Raw genomic sequence first — 22,956 nt, 5'->3', positions numbered from 1 at the left:
CGGCCAACTGTCTATCGAACTCTCAGCAGAACAGCCTCAACGTTCTTGTTGGGTTCACTCTAAGCGTACGTAAAGTACACTTTCGTGTCGTGACCCCATCATGGCGAGGCAGAATGGCGCGTGGTATAGTCACCGCAACCTCCGGTTGCCGGCATCAGTATGCTCGACCTATATTTATTATAGAATTTTTGATCATAGGGATGCTGCGGGACCTGCCATGCATCGCATGCGTCCCTGACTGGTGAATGGTATGTCATCATGACGGAAACGCCACATTCCTGCCATTGTTCGCCATAAATGGCGCGAACGCCGCATGTAACATAATGTTATAAATTCGTTTCGGCAGGCAGATCATTTAAAAATATTAATATAATGGTTACAGAATACCATATATGAAAATGTATGTTCCCGGTTTGACCTGATTCATGATCCACAAATACCAGCTTATCCTACATCGCTTAGGTCTGCAGGATAGGAACTTATGCCTACAAACTGTCATATGGCTGTTCTTGCGATGGGAATGTAATCAGGATTTTGTTCGTGGTTAATGATATGAACCAATATAGATAAATTAACATATGTGTAATTAATCTATGCAGAAAATGCAGGATGATGCCTATTTCAGGCTGAAAAAACCGATTTTTAGTTAATTGTTTGTAAACAATACAACCAGAGGGATATGCTTTCCTCTCCATACGGCATGTCTTTTCACAATCCGGGGTTGTCTTTTCTGTCATTTCCGCGAATGCGTCTGTCTATACATATGGACAGGCGCGAATGATGATGGCATGTTCAAAAAAACACTTAAATAATTTTTGTAAATAACAATGTAATAGTGACTGATTCAGTATTCGCGTTTCCAGCATCCCGATGCGGCGGTTTCCCCCGTCCGTACGTGGCGGGAACTGGAACAGTATGGTTGAGTAATGATTGATATTCTGATTTGTGATGCCCATCTGTACCTTGATCAGGACTGGGAAATTCCCGGTGGCTGGATCGCCATCGAAAAAAACCGCATTCATTCCGTAGGCGGCCCGCAGCAGTCCCCACCGCAGGCTGCGCGGGTCATCAATGCGGGTGGACGGCTGGTCACCCCTGGCCTGGTCAATGCCCACCACCATATGTACCAGAACCTGACGCGTTCGTACGCGCCTGCGACGCGCCTGCGGCTGTTCGCATGGCTGCAGGCATTGTACCCGCTATGGGCCGGGCTGGATGCGGATTCCGTCTACGTGTCCACCTATATCGCCATGATCGAACTGTTGCTGGGGGGGGGGTACCACCTCCATGGATCATATGTACATCCACCCCCGGCCACGCCTGATTGATGAACAGTTCCGGGCAGCGCGTGATATCGGCATGCGCTTTTACGCCACGCGTGGCAGCATGACGCGCGCGCAGGCGGATGGCGGCCTGCCTCCGTCTGACCTTGTGCAGGATGAGGACACGATCCTGTCCGACTGCGAACGCCTGGTCAGCGCGTTTCATGATCCCGCGCCCGGCGCCATGGGCCGCGTGGCGCTGGGTCCGGTCTCCATGTTTTCGGCGTCCGAACGCATCATGCGCGAATCCCTGACCATGGCCGAACGCCTCGACCTGCGCCTGCATACGCATCTGGGCGAGGATATGGAGGAAGATGATTTCTGCCTGAGCATGTACAACTGCACCCCCACCGAACAGTTCGAGCGGATGGGATGGGCCAGCCCGCGTACATGGGTCGCGCACTACATCTATCCATCCCCGTCCGAAGTCACCCGCATGGCGAAGGCCGGGATCAGCGTGGTGCAGTGTCCCAGTTCCAACATGATGATCGGCGGCGGCAGCGCGGATGCGCTGGACATGCGCGAACGCGGCATAAAGGTCGGGCTGGGCTGCAACGGGTCGGCCACGACGGATCATGCCTCCATGTGGATGGAAACACGCAACGCCATGCTGCTTGGCCGGGTCAGCCATGGCCCTGCGGCCATGGGCGCGCGTGAAGCGCTGGACATGGCCACCCGTGATGGTGCCGCCTGTCTGGGCTGGGACGATGAAATCGGGCACCTGCGTCCGGGTGCATGTGCCGATCTGGTGATCTGGCATGCGAACGAGGTGGCGCTGGCCGGGGCGATAACCGACCCGGTGGAGGCATGGCTGCGCTGCGGCCCCGCCGTGGCGGGCACGTCCATCGTGAACGGCAGGGTGCTGGTGGAAAACTGCCAGCCCACCATGACGGCGCTGAAGGACATGCTGCGCGAGCATGCGCAGCAGGCGCATCGGATACAGAAAATCGCCTAGCACCTGCGTCCCGTACTTCGCACCGGCGGGCAGGGGCGCGGTTCCACCTTCCGCGATTACTGCTGCATGACCCCTTGTGTCTGGCGTGCGCATGGTTAGCATGCGTACCGGGTATGTCAGCAGGTGATGTGCCGCGGAAGGTACGTGCGCGCATCTTCCATCCCTTGTGACAAGGACTGCATGCATGATCCTGCCGCGCCGGCAGCTTCTGGCCACCGCGGGGGCCGCGTTTTCCACCGGTCTTGTAACCCGTAAGGGACAGGCCGCGGCCCCGACCGCCACGGACCGGCTTCTGGCGGGGCTGGCGGACCCGTTTTCCACCATTGCGCCCATGCCCCCGGTCGCGGAGGAAGATGCCCTGCTGGCGCTGGGCTATGTCGGCCCGGTCAGTGATGGCGGCTGGACCGAAATGCACCATGTCGCGGTGCAGGCCGTGCGCCGTGCCTTTCCAAAACTGCGTACGGTGTACGTGGAAAGCATGCCGTATTCCGCCGACGCCACGCGCCTGCTGCGTGAATTCGTGGCGGAAGGGGCGCAGCTGGTCATGACCGGCGCGGATTATGGGGACTTCCTGACCGATGTGGCGGCCCGCGCGCCCGATACGGCCTTCATGCAGTGCGACGGGCGGCCCCTGCGCGCCAATGTCAGCTGGTATTATATCGCGCACTGGTATGTCAGCTACGTGATCGGGGTTGCGGCGGGGCTGCTCAGCCGGGACGGCAGGCTGGGCTTCATTGCGTCCTTTCCGCTGCCTTCGGCCTATGCCGGGGCCAATGCTGCTCTTATGGGCGCCCGCAGCGTCAATCCCGATGCAACCATGCAGGTCATCAGCATCAACGCCTGGTTCGACCCACAGGCGGCGATCCAGGCGGCCAACGCGCTGGCGGACAAAGGGTGCGACTTCCTGTTCGGGATCATGGACGAAGCGGGCTACCTGCATGTGGCGCAGGAACGCGGGCTGTGGGCAGCCATGTGGAACAAGGACATACGGCAGTTCGGGCCGGATGCATACGTGGCGTCGGTTGTGCTGGATTTCGCGCAGTTCTACATAGCGCAGGTGCGCGCGCGGCTCGCGGGGACATGGCGGCCTGTCCCGCAACTGCTGATGATGGGGGAGGGCGTGGACCGTGACCCATGGGGCCAGCGTGTGCCGCAGGCCGTGCGTGATCGGGCGGACGCCGTGCGTGCGCGCATCATGGGCGGCTGGTCGCCCTTCAGTGGTCCCATCCGTGACCAGCACGGTAACCTGCGCGTGGCCGAAGGCACCACGATGAATGACCTTGACCTGTATGACTGGGATTGGGCGGTGGAAGGGGTCAGCGGGTTGCCATAGGCAAATCCGTTCGATTTCCCCTGATCAGGCGCATGACGCCTCTCCGCGCCGCAATGGTTGTGAACGCTTTCGTTTACGGTAAAAACCAACGGGGATTATCAGGCCGGAGCAGTTTTTTGAGTGATATTAAACTTTTCCAGATCAGCGATAATCAAGCGAGCGAACTGTCTGGATCGTCAGCGCCGCTTGAGAGGGCATTACAGACCCTTTTCGAGAAGAATCTGGAAACATTGCTGGGTGTCCGCTTTCTGGCATCCGAATACTCCACAACCCACGGCGGTCGCATGGATACGCTGGGACTGGATGAAAACAGTTATCCCGTTATAATCGAGTACAAAAGAAATATAAATGAAAACGTCATCAATCAGGGTCTGTTCTACCTTGACTGGCTGATGGATCATAAGGCCGATTTCCGGCTTCTTGTGCAGGAAAATATGGGCAAGGAAAAAGCCGATGCCATTGAATGGAGTGCGCCACGCCTGATCTGTATTGCAGCGGATTTCACCCGCTATGACCTGCACGCCATCAAGCAGATGGGGCGAAATATTGAACTGATCCGCTATAGACGTTTTGGGCAGGATCTACTGATGCTGGACCTGCTGACAAGCGTATCATCATCCCGTGTCAGCCAGCCGGTAATAAACCCATCCATGCCGATGACGGATGGTGCCATGGCTGTTGCAGGTAGCGCAAAAGGGGCAACACGCCACAAGACAAATTCAGAAAGTCTGGCTGATGCGGGAGAGGCGCTTACAAACCTGTACTCGGATACAGTCGCCTATCTTCTTTCACTAGGTGATGACGTTACGCAGAAAACCTTGAACTGTTATTTTGCATTCAGGCGGATAAAGAACTTTGTCTGTCTGGAAGTGAAACCAACCCTTGATGTGCTCCGGCTTTACCTGAAGGTCGACCCGGATACCGTCGCGCTGGAAAAAGGCTTCACACGCAACGTTAAAAACAAGGGCCATTTCGGAACGGGTGACCTTGAAGTGACACTGCGTAACCTCAATGATCTGGAGCGTGCCAAACCCCTGATTGAAAAATCATACGAAAGTTCCTGACACGCCCATACCAGAACGGTACAGGCGTGTTTAAGTCCTGTTCACGCCCCTGTGTCATGCACCTTGCGCCCCGCCACCCATACGGTCCGGATGTTGGGTCTGCCGATATTGCACAGGATCTGCTGCACCACGTCCGCCGCCACACGGTCTGTTTCGCCATGAACGGGGGGCAGGATGTTGCTGCCGGGGGCCGTGCGGTCGATCAGGATGGCGTCAAATGCCTGCCCCGCATCAAACTGCCCTGCCGCGATATCCAGCGCCGACGTCCCCCCGCGTGTGGCCAGCCACAGTCCTTCGGCAAAGGTCAGGCGCGCACCCGGCCGGCCACGGTCCGCTGCCACGCGGGCGGGGTCGGTGCCGGTATCCAGCATGCGCGACGCGGTCACGGCCATGGCGGCATTGACCGCGACAGATGGCGAATACCCGCCCGACAGGTCGGTACCCAGCCCCACATGCACGCCAGCCTGCCATGCCGCGCGCAGCGGCAGCACCGCACCCGCGAAATAGGCATTGGACAGTGGGCAGTGCGCGATCGCCGCCCCGTGCGCCTGCACCAGCGCCATGTCCTCTGCCGTCATGTGGCACGAATGGGCCAGCACCGTGCCCCGGCGCAGCAGGCCGAAGCGGTCCAGCGCCATCGTGTCGTTCACGCCGGTCCGCTGGCGGACATGATCATGTTCCCAATCGCTTTCGGAACAGTGGGTCTGGATCAGGCAGTCTTCCTCCGTCGCCAGTTCGCCCAGTCTCCGTAGCAGGCCATCCGTGCATGCCGGGATGAAGCGCGGCGTGACCATGGGGCGCACAAGTTCCCCTTCGTTGCCCGGCAGCGCCCGCACGGCATGGATGAAGCGGCGCGTGGCGGCCAGCGCCTGTTCCACGCTGGCATTGCGATAGGTGGGGGGACACAGCGCCGGATCATCCATCGCCACCAGCCCGACAAGGGCGCGCAGCCCGTAACGCAGGCAGGTGTGGGCCAGCAGCAGGCTGCTTTCTTCATGGATGGTTGCGAAAAACACGGCAGTGGTCGTGCCGTTGGCCAGCAGGGTGCGGACCATTTCGTCATAGACCGGGGCGGCGAAAGCGGGATCGGCAAAGCGGGCTTCCAGCGGGAAGGTCCGCTGTTCCAGCCAGTCACGCAGCGGCAGGTCCAGTGCGCGGCCCATCTGCGGCCATTGCGGGGCATGGACATGCAGGTCCGTGAAACCGGGCATCAGCATCTGTGACGCTGACAGTGTGCGGACCGGCATGCCCTGCCGGGCGGCATGGTCCAGAATCTGTGTGGCCATGGGGCTGTCGGATGCGTGGCGGGCAATGATCCGGCCATCCGCCCCAACATGCACCACGCAGTCTGTCAGCGTTGCCTGGTCGGGGGTGACCGGGTTGATGACCTGACCGCGAATAACGAACTGACCCATTCTGCAGCTTCCCACCATCATTGCGAAAACGGATCATTATCCTCCGCCCGCAACGATCTGCACAGCCCCAAAACCACATGCGCAGCCACGCAGGCCCGCAAAAGGGGCCGTTCCGGGCACGTGGCGCGCGGGGCAAACTCCACGAGCATGGGAAAACCCGTTGAAAATACGGCAGGAATCCGGATCTCCCATTTTTTTCCACAGGGTTATCTTTCTCCCTATCCCCGGAATCTGTGGATAACGTCCAGCTATTTTAATGATAGCGGCAGGGCTGGTTAGGGATCGGCGCATTGGCTGACTGGATGACCATCAGCGTGACCGGACCATTGCCGATATTGCCCGCGTCATGGCCCTTTTTCCCGCGATAGGGGCCGGTTTCCATGGGGCGCACGTTCTGGTCCTCGCCAAACAGGATATCGCCTGGTCCCATTTCCACGCGTGTGCCATCCATGGCGCGGACATACCACCGGCCCTGCAGCGGCACGATCCACTGGGGCTTCGGGTCGGGGTGCCATGTGCCGTTCCAGCGGGCGGGCTGCACGGTCACCATGATGGTTGCCACCTGTGGTTCCATGGGGTCCTGCCACTGCGGGCCAGCGGGGGGTGACATGCTTTTCAGGAAGAAGTCATGCACCGGACAGGTGGTGATATGGCTGATCCCCCTGTCATCGGTCCATAAATGCCGGTACGTGCGCTGGGGCGGGGGTGGCTGCGTGGTGTCGGGCAGAATGGCAGGATGCGGGGCCGCTGGCGGTACGGTGGCCTTGGCGGGGGTCAGGACCGGCAGGGCGGCAAGGGCAAGGCCAAGGGACAGTGCGAGGGCGCGCGGGGACATGGCGGGAACCTCCGTAACGAAAAAGGGAAAACCGGGACGCCGGGGTCAGTGCGTCGGCACGGCGTCACCATATGTCAGGCGGTAAATGGCGCCGGACAGGTCATCACTGATCAGCATGCTGCCATCCGGCAGGGGCAGGACATCGGCCGGACGGCCCCATGCGCGCTGGCCCTGACGGAAGCCCCCCACCAGCACGGTGGGGGGCTGGGGCCTGTTATCTGCGGCAAAACCGACGCTGACCACCTGGTACCCCGAAAGCTGGCTGCGGTTCCATGACCCGTGTTCGGCAATCATCAGGCTGCCGTGATAGGGGGCAGGGAATTCGGTGCCTTCGTAAAACCGCAGCCCCAGTGCCGCGACATGCGCGCCCAGCAGCAGGGCGGGCGGGGTGAATTCGCTGCACGGGTGCCGGCTGCCAAACTGCGGGTCCGCGATGTTGCCCTGATGGCAGTAGGGGTAGCCAAAGGACTGACCGGGCACGTCCACCCGGTTCAGTTCATCGGACGGCATGTCATCACCCATGTTGTCGCGCCCGTTATCGGTAAACCACATTACCCCCGTGCCTGGCTGCCACGTGATGCCGACCGAGTTGCGGATGCCGTAAGCCACGTCGCGGCGGTCCGTGCCATTGGCGTTCATGGATATGATGCGCCCGAATTCATGTCCCACGTCGCATATGTTGCATGGCGCGCCAATGGGCACGTACAGACGGTTGTCCGGCCCGAATGCAATGAATTTCCACGAATGGTCGCCGGGGCGGTAGGGCAGGTTGTCGGCCACGACCTCCGGCTTTGGTGGCGTGTCCAGATGGTCCTCGATATCGCGCAGCACCACAATGCGCCGCATGTCGGATACATACAGGTCGCCATCATGATAGGCCACGCCCACGGGCAGGCTCAGGCCACGGGCAATGGTCCGCACCTGCACCGGGCCACCGCCGTCAACGCCGGTCAGGGCATAGACGCTGCCCGCGCCCATGCTGCCCACGAATATGGTGCCCCGCGCGCCGCGCACCATTTCGCGCGCGTTCGGTACGTGGTCGGACACCACGCTGACATGGAATCCCGGCGGCACCTGCAGCAGGTCGGTGCGGGGCGCAGCCCGTGCGGTCGCGACGGACAGCAGGGACGCGGCACTGGCCGCCCCCATCAGGATTGCGCAAATGCGGGGCATATAAGCACTCCTGTCACGACGGATGGTATGGCGGGGACGGGTAAGCCGCGCGGTCACGAGACAAGCTGGCGGATGCGTTCGGCCAGTGCGGTGGCGGAATACGGCTTGCGCTCCACCGGGATATCACGCAGGTCGGGCGGGATCATTGTGCGGTCGGCATAGCCTGTCGCGAAAATGAACGGCACGCCCCGCGCGCGCAGCATGTGCGCGATCTCGATCGAGCTTTCATCCCCAAGGTTGACATCCAGTATCGCGACGTCAGGCAGGCGGGTACGGATGGCGGTCAATGCCTCATATACCGAAGCCACGGTGCGGACCTGCCCCAGATTGCTTTCCTCGATCGCCCATTCGGCTTCCATCGCAATCAGGAACTGGTCCTCGACCAGCAGGATATCGGCGTCAATCACGTTCTCCTCCTTTCCGGGGACCGGGGTGGCTGCGGCGGGGGCGGTATCCTCCGCCGCGGGGGGCGGGGCGGCAGTGGCATGGCGGGCGGGCAGGCCCATGACCACCTCCAGCCCGCCTGGACGGTAGTTGACATGTGCGTGTCCCCCCAGCTCGTGCGGGAAGCCACGCTCGATCAGGACGGAGCCGAAGCCCCGGCGCGCGGGTGGCGTAATGCCCGGCCCCCCGCTTTCGCGCCATGCAATGCGCCATTCATCCCGCGCGGCATCATGCAGCCATGTAATGTCCAGCCGCCCGCGGGCATGGCCCAGCGCACCATATTTGACGGCATTGGTGGCCAGTTCATGCACCACCAGCGCCAGGACCGACAGGGCGCGGCCCGTCAGCCAGACAGGCGGCCCGTCGCATGTGATGAAACAACGTTCCCGATAGGGGGCAAGTTCCGCATCCAGCAGCGCGCGCAGCAGGCCGCCGCCCTCGCTGCGCACCGCCTGGTCATGCGCCAGGGCCAGCGCACGGATGCGCCCGCGCAGCCGGTCGACGTGGTCCTGCGCCGTGCCGCCGGGTTCCAGCGGCTGGCTGACCAGTGACTGCACCACCGACAGGATGTTCTTCACACGGTGGTTCAGTTCCTCGTTCAGCATGCGCTGGCGCAGGTCGGCCGTGGCGCGTTCACTCAGCTGCAGCTGGTGGTATGCGCCCATGACCTCGATCAGGGCGGAACGGACAAGGCCCGCCGCCTCCACATCATCGCCCGACCAGGGCAGGCATTCGCGCGTGACCTGCTGGGTCCAGATGGCGAAGCTGGTGCGGGGGCCGAAATATCCGTCCTCGGCTTCCGCACGGGGGCGGCTGGCTGGGTCGGCGCTCCATTTCAGGGTGCGTACGACTTCGCGCCGGAAGACCAGCAGGTAGTCGCCTGGCTGCGATGAAATCGGGACGATCATCACGCCCGCCGCCTGTGTCGCGTAATCCGCCGCATCCGGAATCAGTGCCGACAGGCAGGCGGTGTGCCAGATCTGCGTGCCCGCGCGCTGGCGGGCAAGGTCCAGCAGCCCGGTCATGGCTTCAGGCGGCGGATGCGCACCGTGCAGGGTCCACTGCCCGCCCACCCACAGCGCCGCCCCGTCGCACTGCACGAAGGACAGCATGTCCGTCAGGTGCGACATGAGGTACGCAGGCATGTCCGCCACCGGGGCCGCGCCCTTCAGCAGCGTTTCGATCAGCGCATGGGTCTGCCGCGTCATGGACAGCCGCTTGGTGCGCAGCAGGTTGGTAATCTGCAGCGACAGGAATTCGCCAAACATGCGCGCGATGATCCGCTGGCTCATGTTCATGATGTGGGGGCTGTAATGGTGCCCCGCGATCATGCCCCACAGCCGTCCATCCACCATGAGCGAGACGGACACGCACCCCGCCACCCCCATCATGCGCAGATAGTCGGAATGGATGGATGTCGCGGCCCGCAGGTGCGCATGCGACAGGTCCGGCGGCGGCATGCCGGCGGGCGAGATGACGGGAATGGGTGTTGCGGCCGCATCCCCGATCACGCGGATCAGATTGGTGCTGTACAGCCTGCGCGCGGGATCGGGGATGTCGCTGGCGGGAAAGTGCTGTCCAAGGAAGCTTTCCAGGTCTGGCGCATGGTATTCCGCCGCGACCTTGCCGGATCCGTCCTCGGCAAAGCGGTAGAGCATCACGCGGTCGAAACGCAGCACCCCGGCAAACAGCCGGACCACGGTGCGGAACAGGCGGTCGAAATCCGTGATTTCACGGATCCGGTCGATCATGGTGCGCAGCAGCGACATGTAAGACCCGTCGCCATCAGGCCGGGCCGCGGGTTCCCATTCCAGCAGGATGTCGCGCCCCGCGGTATGGATGGCCACGTCATAGCGCCTGCCATCGGGCGCTTCCTGGCCGAACACCAGCGCGGGGCGGCGGTGGGCCTCCCCATGGGTGGCGAGGGCGTTGCGGATATTGTGGGTGGCCTCGCGCCCCACAACCTCACGCAGCAGCAGGCTGTCCAGCATCCCGTCGCGCCCCACGCAGCGCGGGGCATTGGCGGACCAGCGCACGATCCGTTCCAGCCGCGCGTCGCATGCCAGCAGCCAGCCATGGGGCTGGATATGGTCGGTGGCCCACGTCATGCTGGCCACCCCCGTGGCATGGGGCCTGCCGCGCCATGTGGGCAGGCGGGGCGGGGGGCGATCCCTGCCATCATCATTGCGTGATATGCCGGTGTCGGTCCCATGCACGTTCCTGCCATGGCCATGTGGGGGCACGTGCCGCCCGGCCGGGGTTGTTCCATTGCCGTGCCCGCCCCCTGCGGGGGCGGTATGACGGTTGCGCCAGCATACCGCCCCCGTGGCGGCGGCAACAGGGCCGTCGTGCACACCTCATTGTGATGTAACGCCGCGCCATGCCCGTTCGCCCCCGGCCGCAACCTGCCTGCGCCATGCGTGAATACATGAATGTATAATACAATATTTTATATATACTTTCATATACCCTTTCTTAACCCCTGCGGGTGCATGAAACACCATGCTGGCTGTCGCCTATTGCAACGGCCCGGAAATGTCTGGAACCGGTGCCGCCGTTCACCCCCATCCCGTTCGTTTTCAGTCAGCAGGAGACAAGCAGCCCGATGCCCCGCGACATGATAGATGACATGCAGGTTACCGTCCTTCCTGCACTGGAACAGACCATTCTTGGTGTTGTCCTGATTGATGAAAACAACACCGTCACCTTTTTCAACCGCGCGGCGGAAAGGCTGTGGCACTGCGCACGCCAGGACGTGATCGGGCGCAATGTCAACGTGCTTGTGCCGCGCAACATCCGCTCCACCCATGACGACCTGATCCGCCACAACCGCGAAACCGGGATCAACAAGATCGTCGGCACCAGCCGCGAGGTGCTGGTGGAACGGCTGGATGGCACCAGCTTCTGGGCCAACCTGTCGCTGTCGCGCATCGCGGTGGATGGCAAGATCGGCTACATGGCGCTGATCCGCGACATCTCGCAGGAAGTGGATGACCGGGAAAAGATCCGCCTGCTGTCGCTGGTTGTGCGTGAAACCGACCGGGGCGTCGCCATCCTGGATCCCGAATTCCGCATCATTTACGTCAACCGCGCCTTCAGCGACATGTTCGGCTTCGGCCCCGAACGGGTGACGGGCCATGGCCTGTCGGTCATCCTGGCGGGGGACACGACCGATATCGGTATCCTGAACAAGCTGCATGAAGGTGCCCGCAACGCCCGCGGCTTCACGCTGGAAATCCGCGCCCGCCACGCCAGCGGCCGCGACATATGGGTGTCTGCGGCGATGAACCCCGTCTTCAGCGAAAGCGGTGAGGTGGAGAACATTGTCGTCGTCCTGACCGACATTACCGAACAGCATTTCCTGGACAGCCTGCAGCGCGACACGCTGGAAGCAATTTCAAGCGACCTGAGCCTGCATGAGGTCATGGACTTCATCTGCCGCCGCATCGAACACTACATTCCCGATGTCATGCCCGCCATCTACTTGGTGGAAAAGGACGAACACCTGAAATGCAAGGGGCGCGCCAGCCTGCCGCTGTCGCTGGTCAAGCTGTATGACACGCTGCCCATTGGCGATGGCGCGGCCTGTTCCGGCATTGCGGCGGCCACCGGCAACGTAACCGAATGTCCCGACATCGCCCACGACCCGCGCTGGCAGCACCTGCGTGAACAGACGCTGCATAACGGCATCAAGGCCGCGCGCGCCACCCCCATCATCCTGCGCAACAACCGCATAGCGGGGGTATTCACCTGCTATTCTCGTACCGACGCGCTGCCCGATGCCGCGTGCCAGAAGGCGGTGGCCACCAGCCTGCACCTGTGCACGCTGGCCATTGAACGGCATGAGGCGAAGGAACATATCAACCGCCTGTCGGATTTCGACCTGCTGACCAGCCTGCCCAACCGCCGCTGGCTGCGCCAGAACATGGCCCGCATGCTGCGCCGCCATGTGCGCGGCAACCTTATGCTGCTGACTGTGGGTGTAGACAACTTCAAGCATATCAATGACGTGTTTGGCCACACGGCGGGGGATGAGCTGATCGCCTACATCGCAGGTCAGTTGCGAGAGGTGCTGACCATTGACGACACGCTGGTGCGTAGCGGGGGGGACCAGTTCACCATTGTTACCAATGGCGAACAGCAGCATGCATCCTCCCTCAGCGCCACGATCCTGCGGGTGCTCAGCACGCCCACCCATATCGGCGCGGTGCCGGTCAGCCTGTCCGCAAGCCTGGGTGTGGCCGTCCACCCCGAAAATGGCGAGGACGGGGACACCCTGCTGAAAAACGCCGAAACCGCCATGTTCCAGGCCAAGGCGAATGGCGGTGGCCACTGCTGCTTCTTCAGCCCGCGCATGAACCAGCAGGCCAGCGACCGGCTGATCCTTGCCGCCGCCCTGCGCGACGCCATCACCCATGACCGGCTGCGCCTGTTCTACCAGCCGCAGGTCCATGCCCGCAGCGGCCAGCTATATGGGGTGGAGGCCCTGTCGCGCTGGATCGATCCATCGCTTGGCTTCGTGTCGCCCGCGCGCTTCATTACCGTGGCGGAGGAAACCGGCCAGATCGAGGCGATCGGTAAATGGTCCCTGCGCGCGGCATGCATGCAGATGGCGCAGTGGATGCGCGACGGGGTGGATGTGCCGGTGGTATCGGTCAACCTGTCGCCGCTGCACTTCCGTGACGAAACATTGCCGGAATTCGTTGACAAGCTGCTGAATGAAACCGGGATTCCGCCCCAGCGCCTGACGATCGAGATTACCGAAAGCACCATGATCGACAATTACGAACGCACCATCCGCGTGGCGCAGAAACTGCGTGAGATGGGGGTCGGCATGTCGATGGATGATTTCGGCACCGGGTTCTCCAGCCTGTCCAACCTTGCGGGCCTGCCGGTGAACGAGGTGAAGATCGACCGCAGCTTCATGACCGGGCTGGAAAGCATTGAAAAGGTCCGCGCCGTGGTCATGGCCGTGGTCCGCATCGGTCAGAGCCTGGGCATGACCGTAGTGGCCGAAGGCGTGGAGCATGAGGAGCAGCGCCGCCTGCTGGCGGACATGGATTGCGACGTGCTGCAGGGGTACATGTTCTCCAAGCCGCTGCCGGCGGAAGAACTGGCGGCATGGTTTTCCGCCTATCAGCCTGACGGCCTGGTGACCGGAAAGGGAAAGGGGGCTGAGGCGTCCCCGCACCGGAACGGGTGAAAATCATCGGGTACCATTCTGCTGGAAAGGAAAAAGTTTCCCGGTGCTGCCTTTTTCATAAAGGCGCTGTTTCTCCGCGCTTCTGACACCATGATGTGCCCGGTGCCCCCTGCGCAGGTTGCCAGAAACGGGAGCCCGGCAGGACGTGCGGGCTGCTGACATAATTCCTGCCCGTTCCCGGACCGGACGCGGGACACGCTGTCCCGGTGCATCCGCCCGCAGGCCCTGCCATGGCCGGCATATGTCCGTCAGGTTATGGTGTCCGCTGCCGCAACGCGGTAACACGCACAGACAGCGTCCACCTGAGGGAATAGGGAAAGCAGCACCGTGAATATTGATGGCCATATCGTCCTGTCAGACCGGGTCATGCCGGGTCGTGTCGTGTTCGATACCTCAATTACCGACGTGCGGCCGCTGTCGCATAACGTGCCGGACCGCTATATCCTGCCTGGCTTCATTGATGCCCATGTCCATGGCGGCGGTGGGGCGGATACCATGGATGGTGTGGTCGCGATCCGCCACATGTCCATGTTCCACATGGCGCAGGGCACCACGACCCTGCTGCCCACCACCATTACCGCGCCATGGTCGGACATAACCGATGCGCTGCACGCGGTGGCTGATGTCATGCGCAATGGCACCTATGGCGGCCCCAGCATTCCCGGCGCGCATCTGGAGGGACCGTTCATCAGCCCCCACCGCCTTGGTGCGCAGCCGGCACACGCCCTGCCGCCCGTGCCCGCGCGGGTCAGCGCGGTGATCAGGACCGGCGCCGTGAAGCTGGTGACGCTGGCGCCGGAAGTGGAACATGCCGATACCGCCATCCAGCAGTTCGTCAACGCGGGCATACGGGTCAGCATCGGTCACACGCAGGCGGATCATGAACAGACGGACCGCGCCATCTGCCGCATATGTGGCGGCGGCGGGGTTGCGGGTGGCACGCACATGTTCAACGCCATGCCGCCCGTCATGGCGCGCGCACCCGGTCCCGCCACGGCGCTGATGTGCAGCGATGACGCCTATGCCGAGATGATTTTCGATACCCATCACGTCCATCCCGCCCTGTTCCGCCTTGCGCACCGGGTCATGGGGCGGCGGCTGGTTTTCGTGACCGACGCCATGCGCGCCACCGGCGGCGGCGATGGCCCCAGTTCGCTGGGGGGGCAGGCCGTTATGGTGCAGGACGGGGTGGCGCGCCTGCCGGACGGCACGCTCGCGGGCAGCGTGCTGACGCTGGACCAGGCGCTGCGCAATGCCATACAGGCCGGGGCATCCCTGCCACAGGCCGCGGCACTGGTCAGCACCCATGCCGCCAACTGGCTGGGCCTGCATGACCGCGGCGCGATCATGCATGGACGCCGCGCGGACATGGTGGTGATGGGGCCGGACCTGACGGTGCAGGAAGTCTGGGTGGCCGGTCGCCGCTGCGCATAGGCCGAGGCATTTCCGCTGGCCCTGTCGCGCCAGCGCGCCTAATACTGCGTGCGTTCGCGTATGAAGGAAGGAATGTTCCCAGCCCCATGGTGTCCACCCGTTTCCTGTGTTCCGGTCCATGGCACGCCTGGAGCTGACGACATGCCAGGAACGTGCGCTGGCGGAAATCCTGACCGCGCGCGAAACCTGCGCCACGCACCTGCTGACCGGCTATGCCGGGACGGGCAAGACCACGCTCATGCAGCGTGTCGCCCGTGCCCTGCGCAAACAGGGGGCGGAGGTCGTCTTTACCGCCGCGACCCACAAGGCAACCGCCGTGCTGAAGGCGCGGGTGGGCAGCCTTGCGCCGTGCCGTACCATCCATAATGTCCTGTCGCTGCAGCCCGGCACGCAGGATGGCGGGCGCGAGGTGCTGCAGCGCGCCGACCGGCCTGAACCGATTACCGCCGATGTCATCATCATTGACGAATGTTCCATGGTGGGATCGGAACTGATGCGCTGGGTGCGTGAACTGGTGCCCGACCGGTTCGTGCTGTTCGTGGGGGACCCGGCGCAGCTGCCGCCGGTGGGGGAGGCGATCAGCCCGTCATTCGCCATCCGCTCGGCCTCGCATCTGGAAACAGTGGTGCGGCAGGCGGCGGGCAACCCGCTGGTCGCCGCCGCGACGGCCATACGCGAAAGCCAGGGCGGCCCGCTGGACTGGTCATGGTGTCGCGCCAATCACCATGACGGCGCCGGCCTGTTTATGCCCCGCACGCCCGATGCATGGATGCAGCGCGCCTTCACATCCGATGAATTCCGCGCCGATAGCGACGCCTTCCGGTACCTGTGCTGGACCAATGCGCGGGTGGATGCGGTCAACCGCATGGTGCGCCGCTGGGTGCATGGGGGGGAGACGCCCACACCCTTTGTCGCGGGCGAGCGCGTGATCGCGCGTACCCCGGTGATGGATGTGGAAGGGCGGCGTGTTGTCGTCGCCACCAATGAGGAGGCGGAAGTGATCGACATCCGTCCTGCCATCCTGCGCCATGCCTTTCCCGCCACGTCAAAGGTCGCGGGCTGGACCACCGAACTGCCGGTGTATGACGTTGTGCTACGGACACTGACAGGCGAGGAGGTACCCGTGCCCATTCTGCGTCCCGGCGCGGACATGGCGGCCATCGAACGCCGCCTGAGGCGCGAAGCGGCGGAAGAACGCGCGCGCTGGCAGCACCGTTTCGTGTTCCGTCGTGGCATCGGGCGGCTGCAGGCCGTGTATGCCATGACCGTGCATACCGCGCAGGGCAGTACGTTTGGCCGTGTGTTTGTCGATATTGGTGATATTACCCGCCGGGCCACGACGAACGTGCTGGAAACGCAGCAACTGCTGTATGTGGCGGCCACGCGCCCGTCCACTGCCATGATCCTGACGGGCCTGCCCGCGCACCGGAACACGGCGCGCGGCGGGGCCTGACGGGTAGGGTATTACCCCCGGGGGGATTATTTAAAAAAATATTTCCGTTACATGATAAAATTATTTTCAGATGTATTTTTCACACATTTTATTTCCATATTTCAATATATTTCAAGATATTTTCATGAAATATTAAACTGTTTGCGCAATGGTCATGGCTCATGCTTATGGCATGACCAGCATATGGCTCCACCCCTGCCGCATTGTGCAGCAGGGAACGATAACAGGTAACGAAAGAAAGATCGCGTCCGGACTGCTGCAATGCAGGGCGGGTGATTACTTGACCATACCGGCCGTTTACACTGTCCACGCGGGTGTAGGCAGGCCGCCCGGCTTTACTGTTATTGACAACGGGGCCGGGCATTCACCACGCGACGGGGCCATCCATCCCGGTCGTGACAGGCGAGGCAACCGAACTGGTGCCGCAGCATTCCGGGCGACATGCCCCGGCGGCGCAGAGGGAGAAGAGCAGCGCGGTCCCCCTGACGGATCGCGGTAAACCGGGCATTGTGCCCGACCCGCGTGGCGACGGGGAGCATGCCCGGGCCAGACGTGATCCAGATCATGGCGGCAGCCGGACGGACCGCATATCCATGCAACCGTGCCATGTCGCCCGTGGAGACCTCAGCGGTCGGGACGCGCCAAACCCTGCAGACCAGCCACCGGGCCGCGCATGGCAGGATACTTACAGAACAGGCTGCAGCAGTCGTTCGACAATTACATGAAAATATAAGATGTGCGAAAAATTAAACAATTCCGAATGTTTATTCTGCATGTATTTTACAAATTAACTTATGGCAAAATTATGTCATTAATCACGACTATCGCAGTCCTGTTGGGAACAGAAAAAGATAAAGATGTCTTTAACGCAGCCTCATAATCATCCGGCCGGAATGGAGCGCAGTTTTGGCGACCGGCAGGAATTCATGACGGAAGACACTCCCGCCAGCATGCACTTCCATGTGGTGAGCGGGGGGGCGCGCCTGTTCAAGTCCCTGCCGGATGGACGGCGACAGATCATCGGCTTCGCTCATAAAGGCGACGTGCTGCCTGCCTATCCCTGCACCCATTATCACTATAGTGCCGAAGCCATGCGCACGCTGCGCGTGGCGTGTGTGCCCGCACCCTACCTGCGGCACCTTCATGAAACATCGCCCGGCGCGTGCGCGGCCTCCCTGCGTACGACGCGGCAGCTATTGGTCGGGTTTCACAACCGGCTGCTCATGCTGGGGCGCCAGACGGCGCGCGAACGGCTGGCCGCCTTCCTGATCGGGCAGGGAACCCGGATGGGACGGGGCGAACTGTGGCCGGTCGATCCCGGCATTTCCCGCGCCGACATAGCCGATTTCCTCGGCCTGACAACCGAGACGGTCAGCCGTCTGCTCAGCGCCTTTCACCGGGAGAAGCTCATCTCCCGCGAACGGCGCGCCATACACATTCTCGACCCTGACCGCCTGCGCGCGATCGTGGCCCATTCCGAATGACAGCGAAGAAAGACAGCACGCAGATGTCCGAGATCACAGCACTCACCACCGAAATCCTGCTGCCCGCACTGGAGCAGGCGATCGACGCCACGGTCATTATCGGCCAGGATAACGAAATCATCTTCTACAACCAGGCCGCGGAATCCCTGTGGGGCATCCCGCGTGCCGAAGTCATGGGCCGCAACGTGGACTGCCTGGTGCCCGTGCGCCTGCGTCATGAGCATGACCGCTATATCGACCGCAACCGCGAAAGTGGCCACAACCGCATTGTCGGCACGTCGCGCGAAGTGGAATTCACGCGGGCGGATGGCGAATACATCTGCGGTGAACTGTCCCTGTCGAAGGTGCAGATCGACAAGGATGGCAGGAAGCTGACCTATTACATGGGCGTGATGAAAAACGTCACGGAGGAAAGCCAGCGCCGCAAGATCCTGATCCTGCAGAATGATGTGCTGCAGGCGCTGGCCAGCGATATGCTGATCCAGGATCTCGGGGAACTGATCTGCCGCAAGGTCGAGGCCTTCGTTCCCAATTCCGTCGCTGCCCTGCTGGTGCTGGATGACGCACAGCCGTGGCGGGTGATCTGCACGTCCGCCCTGCCGCCGCGCATCCGCAATGCGCTGGAAACCACCGTGCCGTCGCCATCCGACGTGGAAAAGCTTATGGCCAACCCGTCCTACACCGGCCGTCTGGTATGGGACAATTACCAGTCCATGTGCCGTTCGCTGGGGCTGCAGTCGTGCTATGCCGCCCCGGTGCTGGCGGGCGACGGGCGGGTGACGGGCATTTTCGCGCTGTACCTGCGCGAACCCAACCAGCTTGGCGCATGGCCGCAGCGGCTGGTCGGATCGTGCCTGCCGTTCTGCGCGCTGGCGCTGGAACAGCACGCCACCAAGACGCACCTGACCCAGCTTGCCCGTTATGATTCCCTGACCGGCCTGCTGAACCGCGGTGCGCTGCACCGGGTGATGGAGGACATCATCGCCCAGCCGGGTAACCGGACGCTGGCAATCTTCATGCTGGACATCGACCGCTTCCGCGACATCAACGACGCGCTGGGCCATGTCTATGCCGACCAGTTCCTGGTCGAGATCGCAGGGCGCATCCGCTCCATCGCCAAGGATGATTACGTGATCAGCCGCTCGGGCGGGGATGAATTCGTGGTGGTGGTGCCCGACTGCGAAGGCAAGCGGATCGAGGAAATCGCCCACAAACTTCTGGAAACCATCGGCCGTCCGCTGCAGATCGGCCAGAACACGCTGTCCATCTCGTGTTCCATCGGCATAAGCACGTTCCCCGCCAACGGGCCGGACAGTGAATCCCTGCTCAGCCATGCCGATACCGCCATGCGGCAGGCGAAGGAGGACGGGCGCGGCATCTTCCGCTTCGCCAACCTTGAAAAGAACCAGGTGGCGCAGGACCGCCTGGTGCTGGGCTCGGCACTGCGTGATTCACTGGCGCAGGGTATGCTGCAGTTGCATTACCAGCCGCAGGTGCGCACGCATACGCTTGAACTCAGCGGGGTGGAAGCCCTGTCGCGCTGGCACCATCCACACCTTGGCAACATTTTCCCCTCGCGCTTCATCGCGGTGGCGGAGGAAACCGGCCAGATCGAGGCCATCGGCCGGTGGTCGCTGCTGGAGGCCTGCCGCCAGATCGTGAAATGGGACCGCGACGGCATCCATGTGCCGACCGTGGCCGTGAACCTGTCGGCGGTGCATTTCCGCAACCGCGCGCTGCCTGAACACATCGCCGCCCTGCTGAAGGACCACGACCTCAAGGCCGCGCGCCTGACGGTGGAAATCACCGAAAGCGTGATGATGGACAACAGCCGCGATACCGAGGAAGTGCTGCAGTCCATCCGCAACCTTGGCTGTGGCCTGTCGATGGATGATTTCGGGACGGGGTATTCGTCGCTGTCGCGGCTGACGCGCCTGCCGCTGACGGAAATCAAGATCGACCGCAGCTTCATCAACGATTTCGAATACGACACCAACGCGCAGGCCGTGACCATGGCCGTGATCGGCATTGGCTCGCGCCTTGGCATGACGGTGGTGACCGAAGGGGTGGAGACCGAGCAGCAGCGCGACCTGCTGGAAAAACTGAACTGTGACGTGATGCAGGGCTACCTGTTCGCCAAGCCGCTGGCGCCGCGCGATCTGGAACAGTGGGTCCGTAAGGGGGGCGCGCCTGCCGTCATCCGCGAAATCGAAGCCGCCCGCGCCAGCGCGGCCAGGCAGGCGGCGGCACCGGCGGCGGAACAGCCCGCAGCCCCGGAACCCGCGGCCAAGCCCGCCAAACCGGCCCCGGCACCCGCAGCCAAAGCAAAGTCCTGATCCATTCAAGGCGACAGATGGAGCAACGCCATGTCACTCAAACACGATGATCGCCTGCGTGCGCTAACCCACAAGGATTCCGATTTCTGGGCCGATGTGGTGGACAATGTCCTGATCGTCGCCATTACTGACGTGCGTGGCGTGATCACTTACGTCAACGACCGCTTTTGTGAAATCAGCCGCTACCCGCGTGATGAACTGCTGGGGGCCACGCACCGGATCGTCAATTCCGGGTATCATGACGCCAGTTTCTTCCGGCAGATGTACCGTACCATCCGTTCGGGGGATATCTGGCGCGGCAACATCTGTAACCGCGCCAAGGACGGCACGCTGTACTGGGTGGCGACGACCATCATGCCCAAGCACAACTCGCTGGGTGCGATCGAGGGCTATGTCGCGACCCGTTTCGAGATCACGGAACTTATGAACACCCGTGACCGGCTGAAGTCGCTGGCGGCGACCGACCCGCTGACGGGGCTGTTCAACCGTGGCGGCTTCAACACCATGCTGCAGGCAGCGGTAGAGGAAAAGGCCCGCAACATCACCCGTGAAATCATGCTGGTGATGTTTGACCTCGACGGGTTCAAGCAGATCAACGACATCCATGGCCACCATGCGGGCGATGTGGTGCTGAAGGTCATTTCGCGGCGGCTGCAGGAACTGGTCAGCCCGCAGGATGCGGTATGCCGGCTGGGTGGGGACGAATTCGCGCTTATCCTCAACCACACACTGCGCACCACGCAGCTTACGGCCATTCTGGAACGGCTGCTGGCTATCCTTGAAGCGCCGATCGAGGTCGGCAATACCGTGGTCAATGTGTCCGGCAGCATCGGCATAAGCCCCGTCGCCAGTCAGGAAAGCGCGGAATCGCTGCAGAAAAACGCCGATATCGCGCTGTATGCCGCCAAGCGCGCCGGTGGTCACCAGGCGCGCATGTTCGACATCACCCTGCACCAGCATGCGCTGGAACGCGCGCAGATCCTGACCGATGCGCGCGAAGGGGTGGAGAAGGACCAGTTCGAACTGTATTACCAGCCGATCCTGAACCTTGAGACCGGCCGGTGCGACCAGATCGAGGCCCTGCTGCGCTGGCACCACCCGCTGCGGGGACTGCTGGCGGCGGAAAGCTTCCGCGACGTGTTCCTTGACGCAGCACTCGCGCAGGCCATGAGCCCGCGTCTGGTCAAGTCATTCCAGAATGACATGCGGCTGTGGAATTCCAGCCTGTCCACCTATCCCAACCTGACCATCAACCTGTCACGGCTCGATCTGCTCAATGTCGGGTTCCAGAATGATCTTGAAGCCGAGATCAAGCGGCAGGGCGGCGACGCCAGCGATTACGTGCTGGAAATATCCGAAAGCGTGCTGGCGGGACGCCGGTCGGACAGGGTGCTGCTGCGGTTGCAGGAACTGGCTGATCTGGGGTTCCAGCTGACGCTGGATGATTTCGGGCTGGCGACGCTGCCGATTGCGGTGCTGCGTGACATCCGTTTCACGCAGGCCAAGATATCGCGCCGGCTGGTGTGCGACCTTGAACACAGCCAGCAGGCGCGTGACGTGATCGCCCACCTGACGGGACTGGCCCATGCCTTTGGCCTGAGCGTGACCGTAAGCGGGGTGGAAACAAAGGAGCAGATGGACATCCTGGTTGCGATGAATGTTGACCGGATTCAGGGTTTCTACATTTCTCCACCCATTTCGGCAGCAAATCTTGTGCTGGCGGAACATATCCTTGCGCCAGATCATACCGAAGTCGCGCTGCAGGCGTCATGAGGTGCCATGCGCCTGACACTTTATACCGATTATTCCATTCGCATCCTGATCTACCTGGGACAGAACCCGGGCAGACGGGTTGCGATTCAGGAAATTGCCGATGTTCACGGGATTTCGCAAACGCACCTTGTGAAGGTCGTCAATCGCCTGTCCAGCAATGGCATCGTCCTGGCGCGGCGTGGGCGCAGTGGCGGGCTGGAGCTGGCAGGGGCGGCGCAGAATATACTGATTGGCGATGTCGTGCGGTTGATGGAAGCCGACCTGCCGGCGGCCATCGTGCCATGCATACCGGGCAAGGGACAGCCGTGTATTCTGGCGGATACCTGCCGCCTGCGCGGGGTGATCACGCGGTCTATCGGTGCATTCATGGCAGTTTTGGACGGCGTGACGCTGCATGATATGTTAACCGGGCAGAAGAAACATTGATTCAATGAAAAATAATAAAAGAGGGTTTTATTTATTTTCCGCATAAAGAACCTGAATCAATAAGATGATTTCCTTAAATTATTACGGGAAACGTATAACTTATATTTATAACACAATAAAAATTATTTATGGGGAGTGTGGCAGCACACTTTTAGGTTGCAGTGTGTACCGATCCGGTCTTTTTTTAATACTTGTTTTATATCGTCACCATGTCTGATCACAGGATACCCATGCGCCGCATGTTACAATACGGGGCCGTGCCCGCCATCAGAGCAGGGAACCGCGCCATCGCCGCGACAGGCATAT

The 22,956-nt window shown here is 62.0% G+C and carries 13 protein-coding genes and 1 pseudogene; 10 read left to right on the top strand and 4 right to left on the bottom strand.

The genetic code is table 11. The annotated features are described in order from the left end of the window. The first annotated feature begins 926 nt into the window (after positions 1-926). The 3 genes and pseudogenes from CFR80_RS10515 to CFR80_RS10505 all read left to right on the top strand — a co-directional run bounded on the left by CFR80_RS10515 (position 927) and on the right by CFR80_RS10505 (position 4,674). Positions 927-2,277 (top strand): annotated as a pseudogene (locus CFR80_RS10515) (amidohydrolase family protein). Between the two features lie 184 nt (positions 2,278-2,461). Continuing rightward, positions 2,462-3,610 (top strand): BMP family ABC transporter substrate-binding protein, encoded by a 1,149-nt coding sequence (locus CFR80_RS10510; protein ID WP_010513232.1) that lies wholly within the window; start codon positions 2,462-2,464, stop codon positions 3,608-3,610. 32 nt (positions 3,611-3,642) lie between these two features. Then, positions 3,643-4,674: a DUF5655 domain-containing protein gene (locus tag CFR80_RS10505; RefSeq protein ID WP_232275545.1), complete on the top strand. Its 1,032-nt coding sequence runs from the start codon at positions 3,643-3,645 to the stop codon at positions 4,672-4,674. A gap of 41 nt (positions 4,675-4,715) precedes the next feature. On the opposite strand, the gene CFR80_RS10500 is transcribed toward CFR80_RS10505, so the two are convergent. From CFR80_RS10500 to CFR80_RS10485, 4 genes are all read right to left on the bottom strand, one after another. Next, positions 4,716-6,089, bottom strand: coding sequence for an amidohydrolase family protein (locus tag CFR80_RS10500; RefSeq protein WP_010513230.1), 1,374 nt, complete (start codon positions 6,087-6,089; stop codon positions 4,716-4,718). Between the two features lie 253 nt (positions 6,090-6,342). Next, positions 6,343-6,924, bottom strand: a complete 582-nt coding sequence (locus tag CFR80_RS10495; RefSeq protein ID WP_010513229.1) for a cupin domain-containing protein — start codon at positions 6,922-6,924, stop codon at positions 6,343-6,345. Positions 6,925-6,969: 45 nt separating this feature from the next. Beyond that, positions 6,970-8,097: a PQQ-dependent sugar dehydrogenase gene (locus tag CFR80_RS10490; protein WP_110507316.1), complete on the bottom strand. Its 1,128-nt coding sequence runs from the start codon at positions 8,095-8,097 to the stop codon at positions 6,970-6,972. 53 nt (positions 8,098-8,150) lie between these two features. Next, entirely contained in the window at positions 8,151-10,895 is a 2,745-nt protein-coding gene (locus CFR80_RS10485) for an HWE histidine kinase domain-containing protein (protein ID WP_258367769.1), read from the bottom strand. A gap of 251 nt (positions 10,896-11,146) precedes the next feature. Between CFR80_RS10485 and CFR80_RS10480 the strand changes: the two genes are divergently transcribed. From CFR80_RS10480 to CFR80_RS10450, 7 genes are all read left to right on the top strand, one after another. Beyond that, entirely contained in the window at positions 11,147-13,744 is a 2,598-nt protein-coding gene (locus tag CFR80_RS10480; RefSeq protein ID WP_050017514.1) for an EAL domain-containing protein, read from the top strand. 327 nt (positions 13,745-14,071) lie between these two features. Continuing rightward, entirely contained in the window at positions 14,072-15,178 is a 1,107-nt protein-coding gene (gene nagA, locus CFR80_RS10475) for an N-acetylglucosamine-6-phosphate deacetylase (protein WP_010513226.1), read from the top strand. 118 nt (positions 15,179-15,296) lie between these two features. Further along, positions 15,297-16,631, top strand: a complete 1,335-nt coding sequence (locus CFR80_RS10470; protein ID WP_042658759.1) for an ATP-dependent DNA helicase — start codon at positions 15,297-15,299, stop codon at positions 16,629-16,631. A gap of 893 nt (positions 16,632-17,524) precedes the next feature. Further along, entirely contained in the window at positions 17,525-18,115 is a 591-nt protein-coding gene (locus CFR80_RS10465) for a Crp/Fnr family transcriptional regulator (RefSeq protein WP_258367768.1), read from the top strand. A gap of 23 nt (positions 18,116-18,138) precedes the next feature. Next, positions 18,139-20,451 carry an EAL domain-containing protein gene (locus CFR80_RS10460; RefSeq protein ID WP_244987484.1) on the top strand — a complete coding sequence of 771 codons (2,313 nt, stop codon included), beginning with the start codon at positions 18,139-18,141 and terminating at the stop codon, positions 20,449-20,451. A 30-nt stretch (positions 20,452-20,481) separates the two neighbouring features. Further along, the gene (locus CFR80_RS10455; RefSeq protein WP_010515042.1) at positions 20,482-22,224 is read left to right on the top strand and encodes a putative bifunctional diguanylate cyclase/phosphodiesterase; all 1,743 of its coding nucleotides are present in this window, start codon (positions 20,482-20,484) and stop codon (positions 22,222-22,224) included. Positions 22,225-22,230: 6 nt separating this feature from the next. Further along, positions 22,231-22,650 carry an RrF2 family transcriptional regulator gene (locus CFR80_RS10450; protein WP_010515040.1) on the top strand — a complete coding sequence of 140 codons (420 nt, stop codon included), beginning with the start codon at positions 22,231-22,233 and terminating at the stop codon, positions 22,648-22,650. Positions 22,651-22,956: the final 306 nt, after the last annotated feature.

Source organism: Komagataeibacter oboediens (assembly GCF_003207815.1).
GTDB classification, from domain to species: Bacteria; Pseudomonadota; Alphaproteobacteria; order Acetobacterales; family Acetobacteraceae; genus Komagataeibacter; species Komagataeibacter oboediens.
This window is presented reverse-complemented; position numbering and strand designations above follow the sequence as displayed.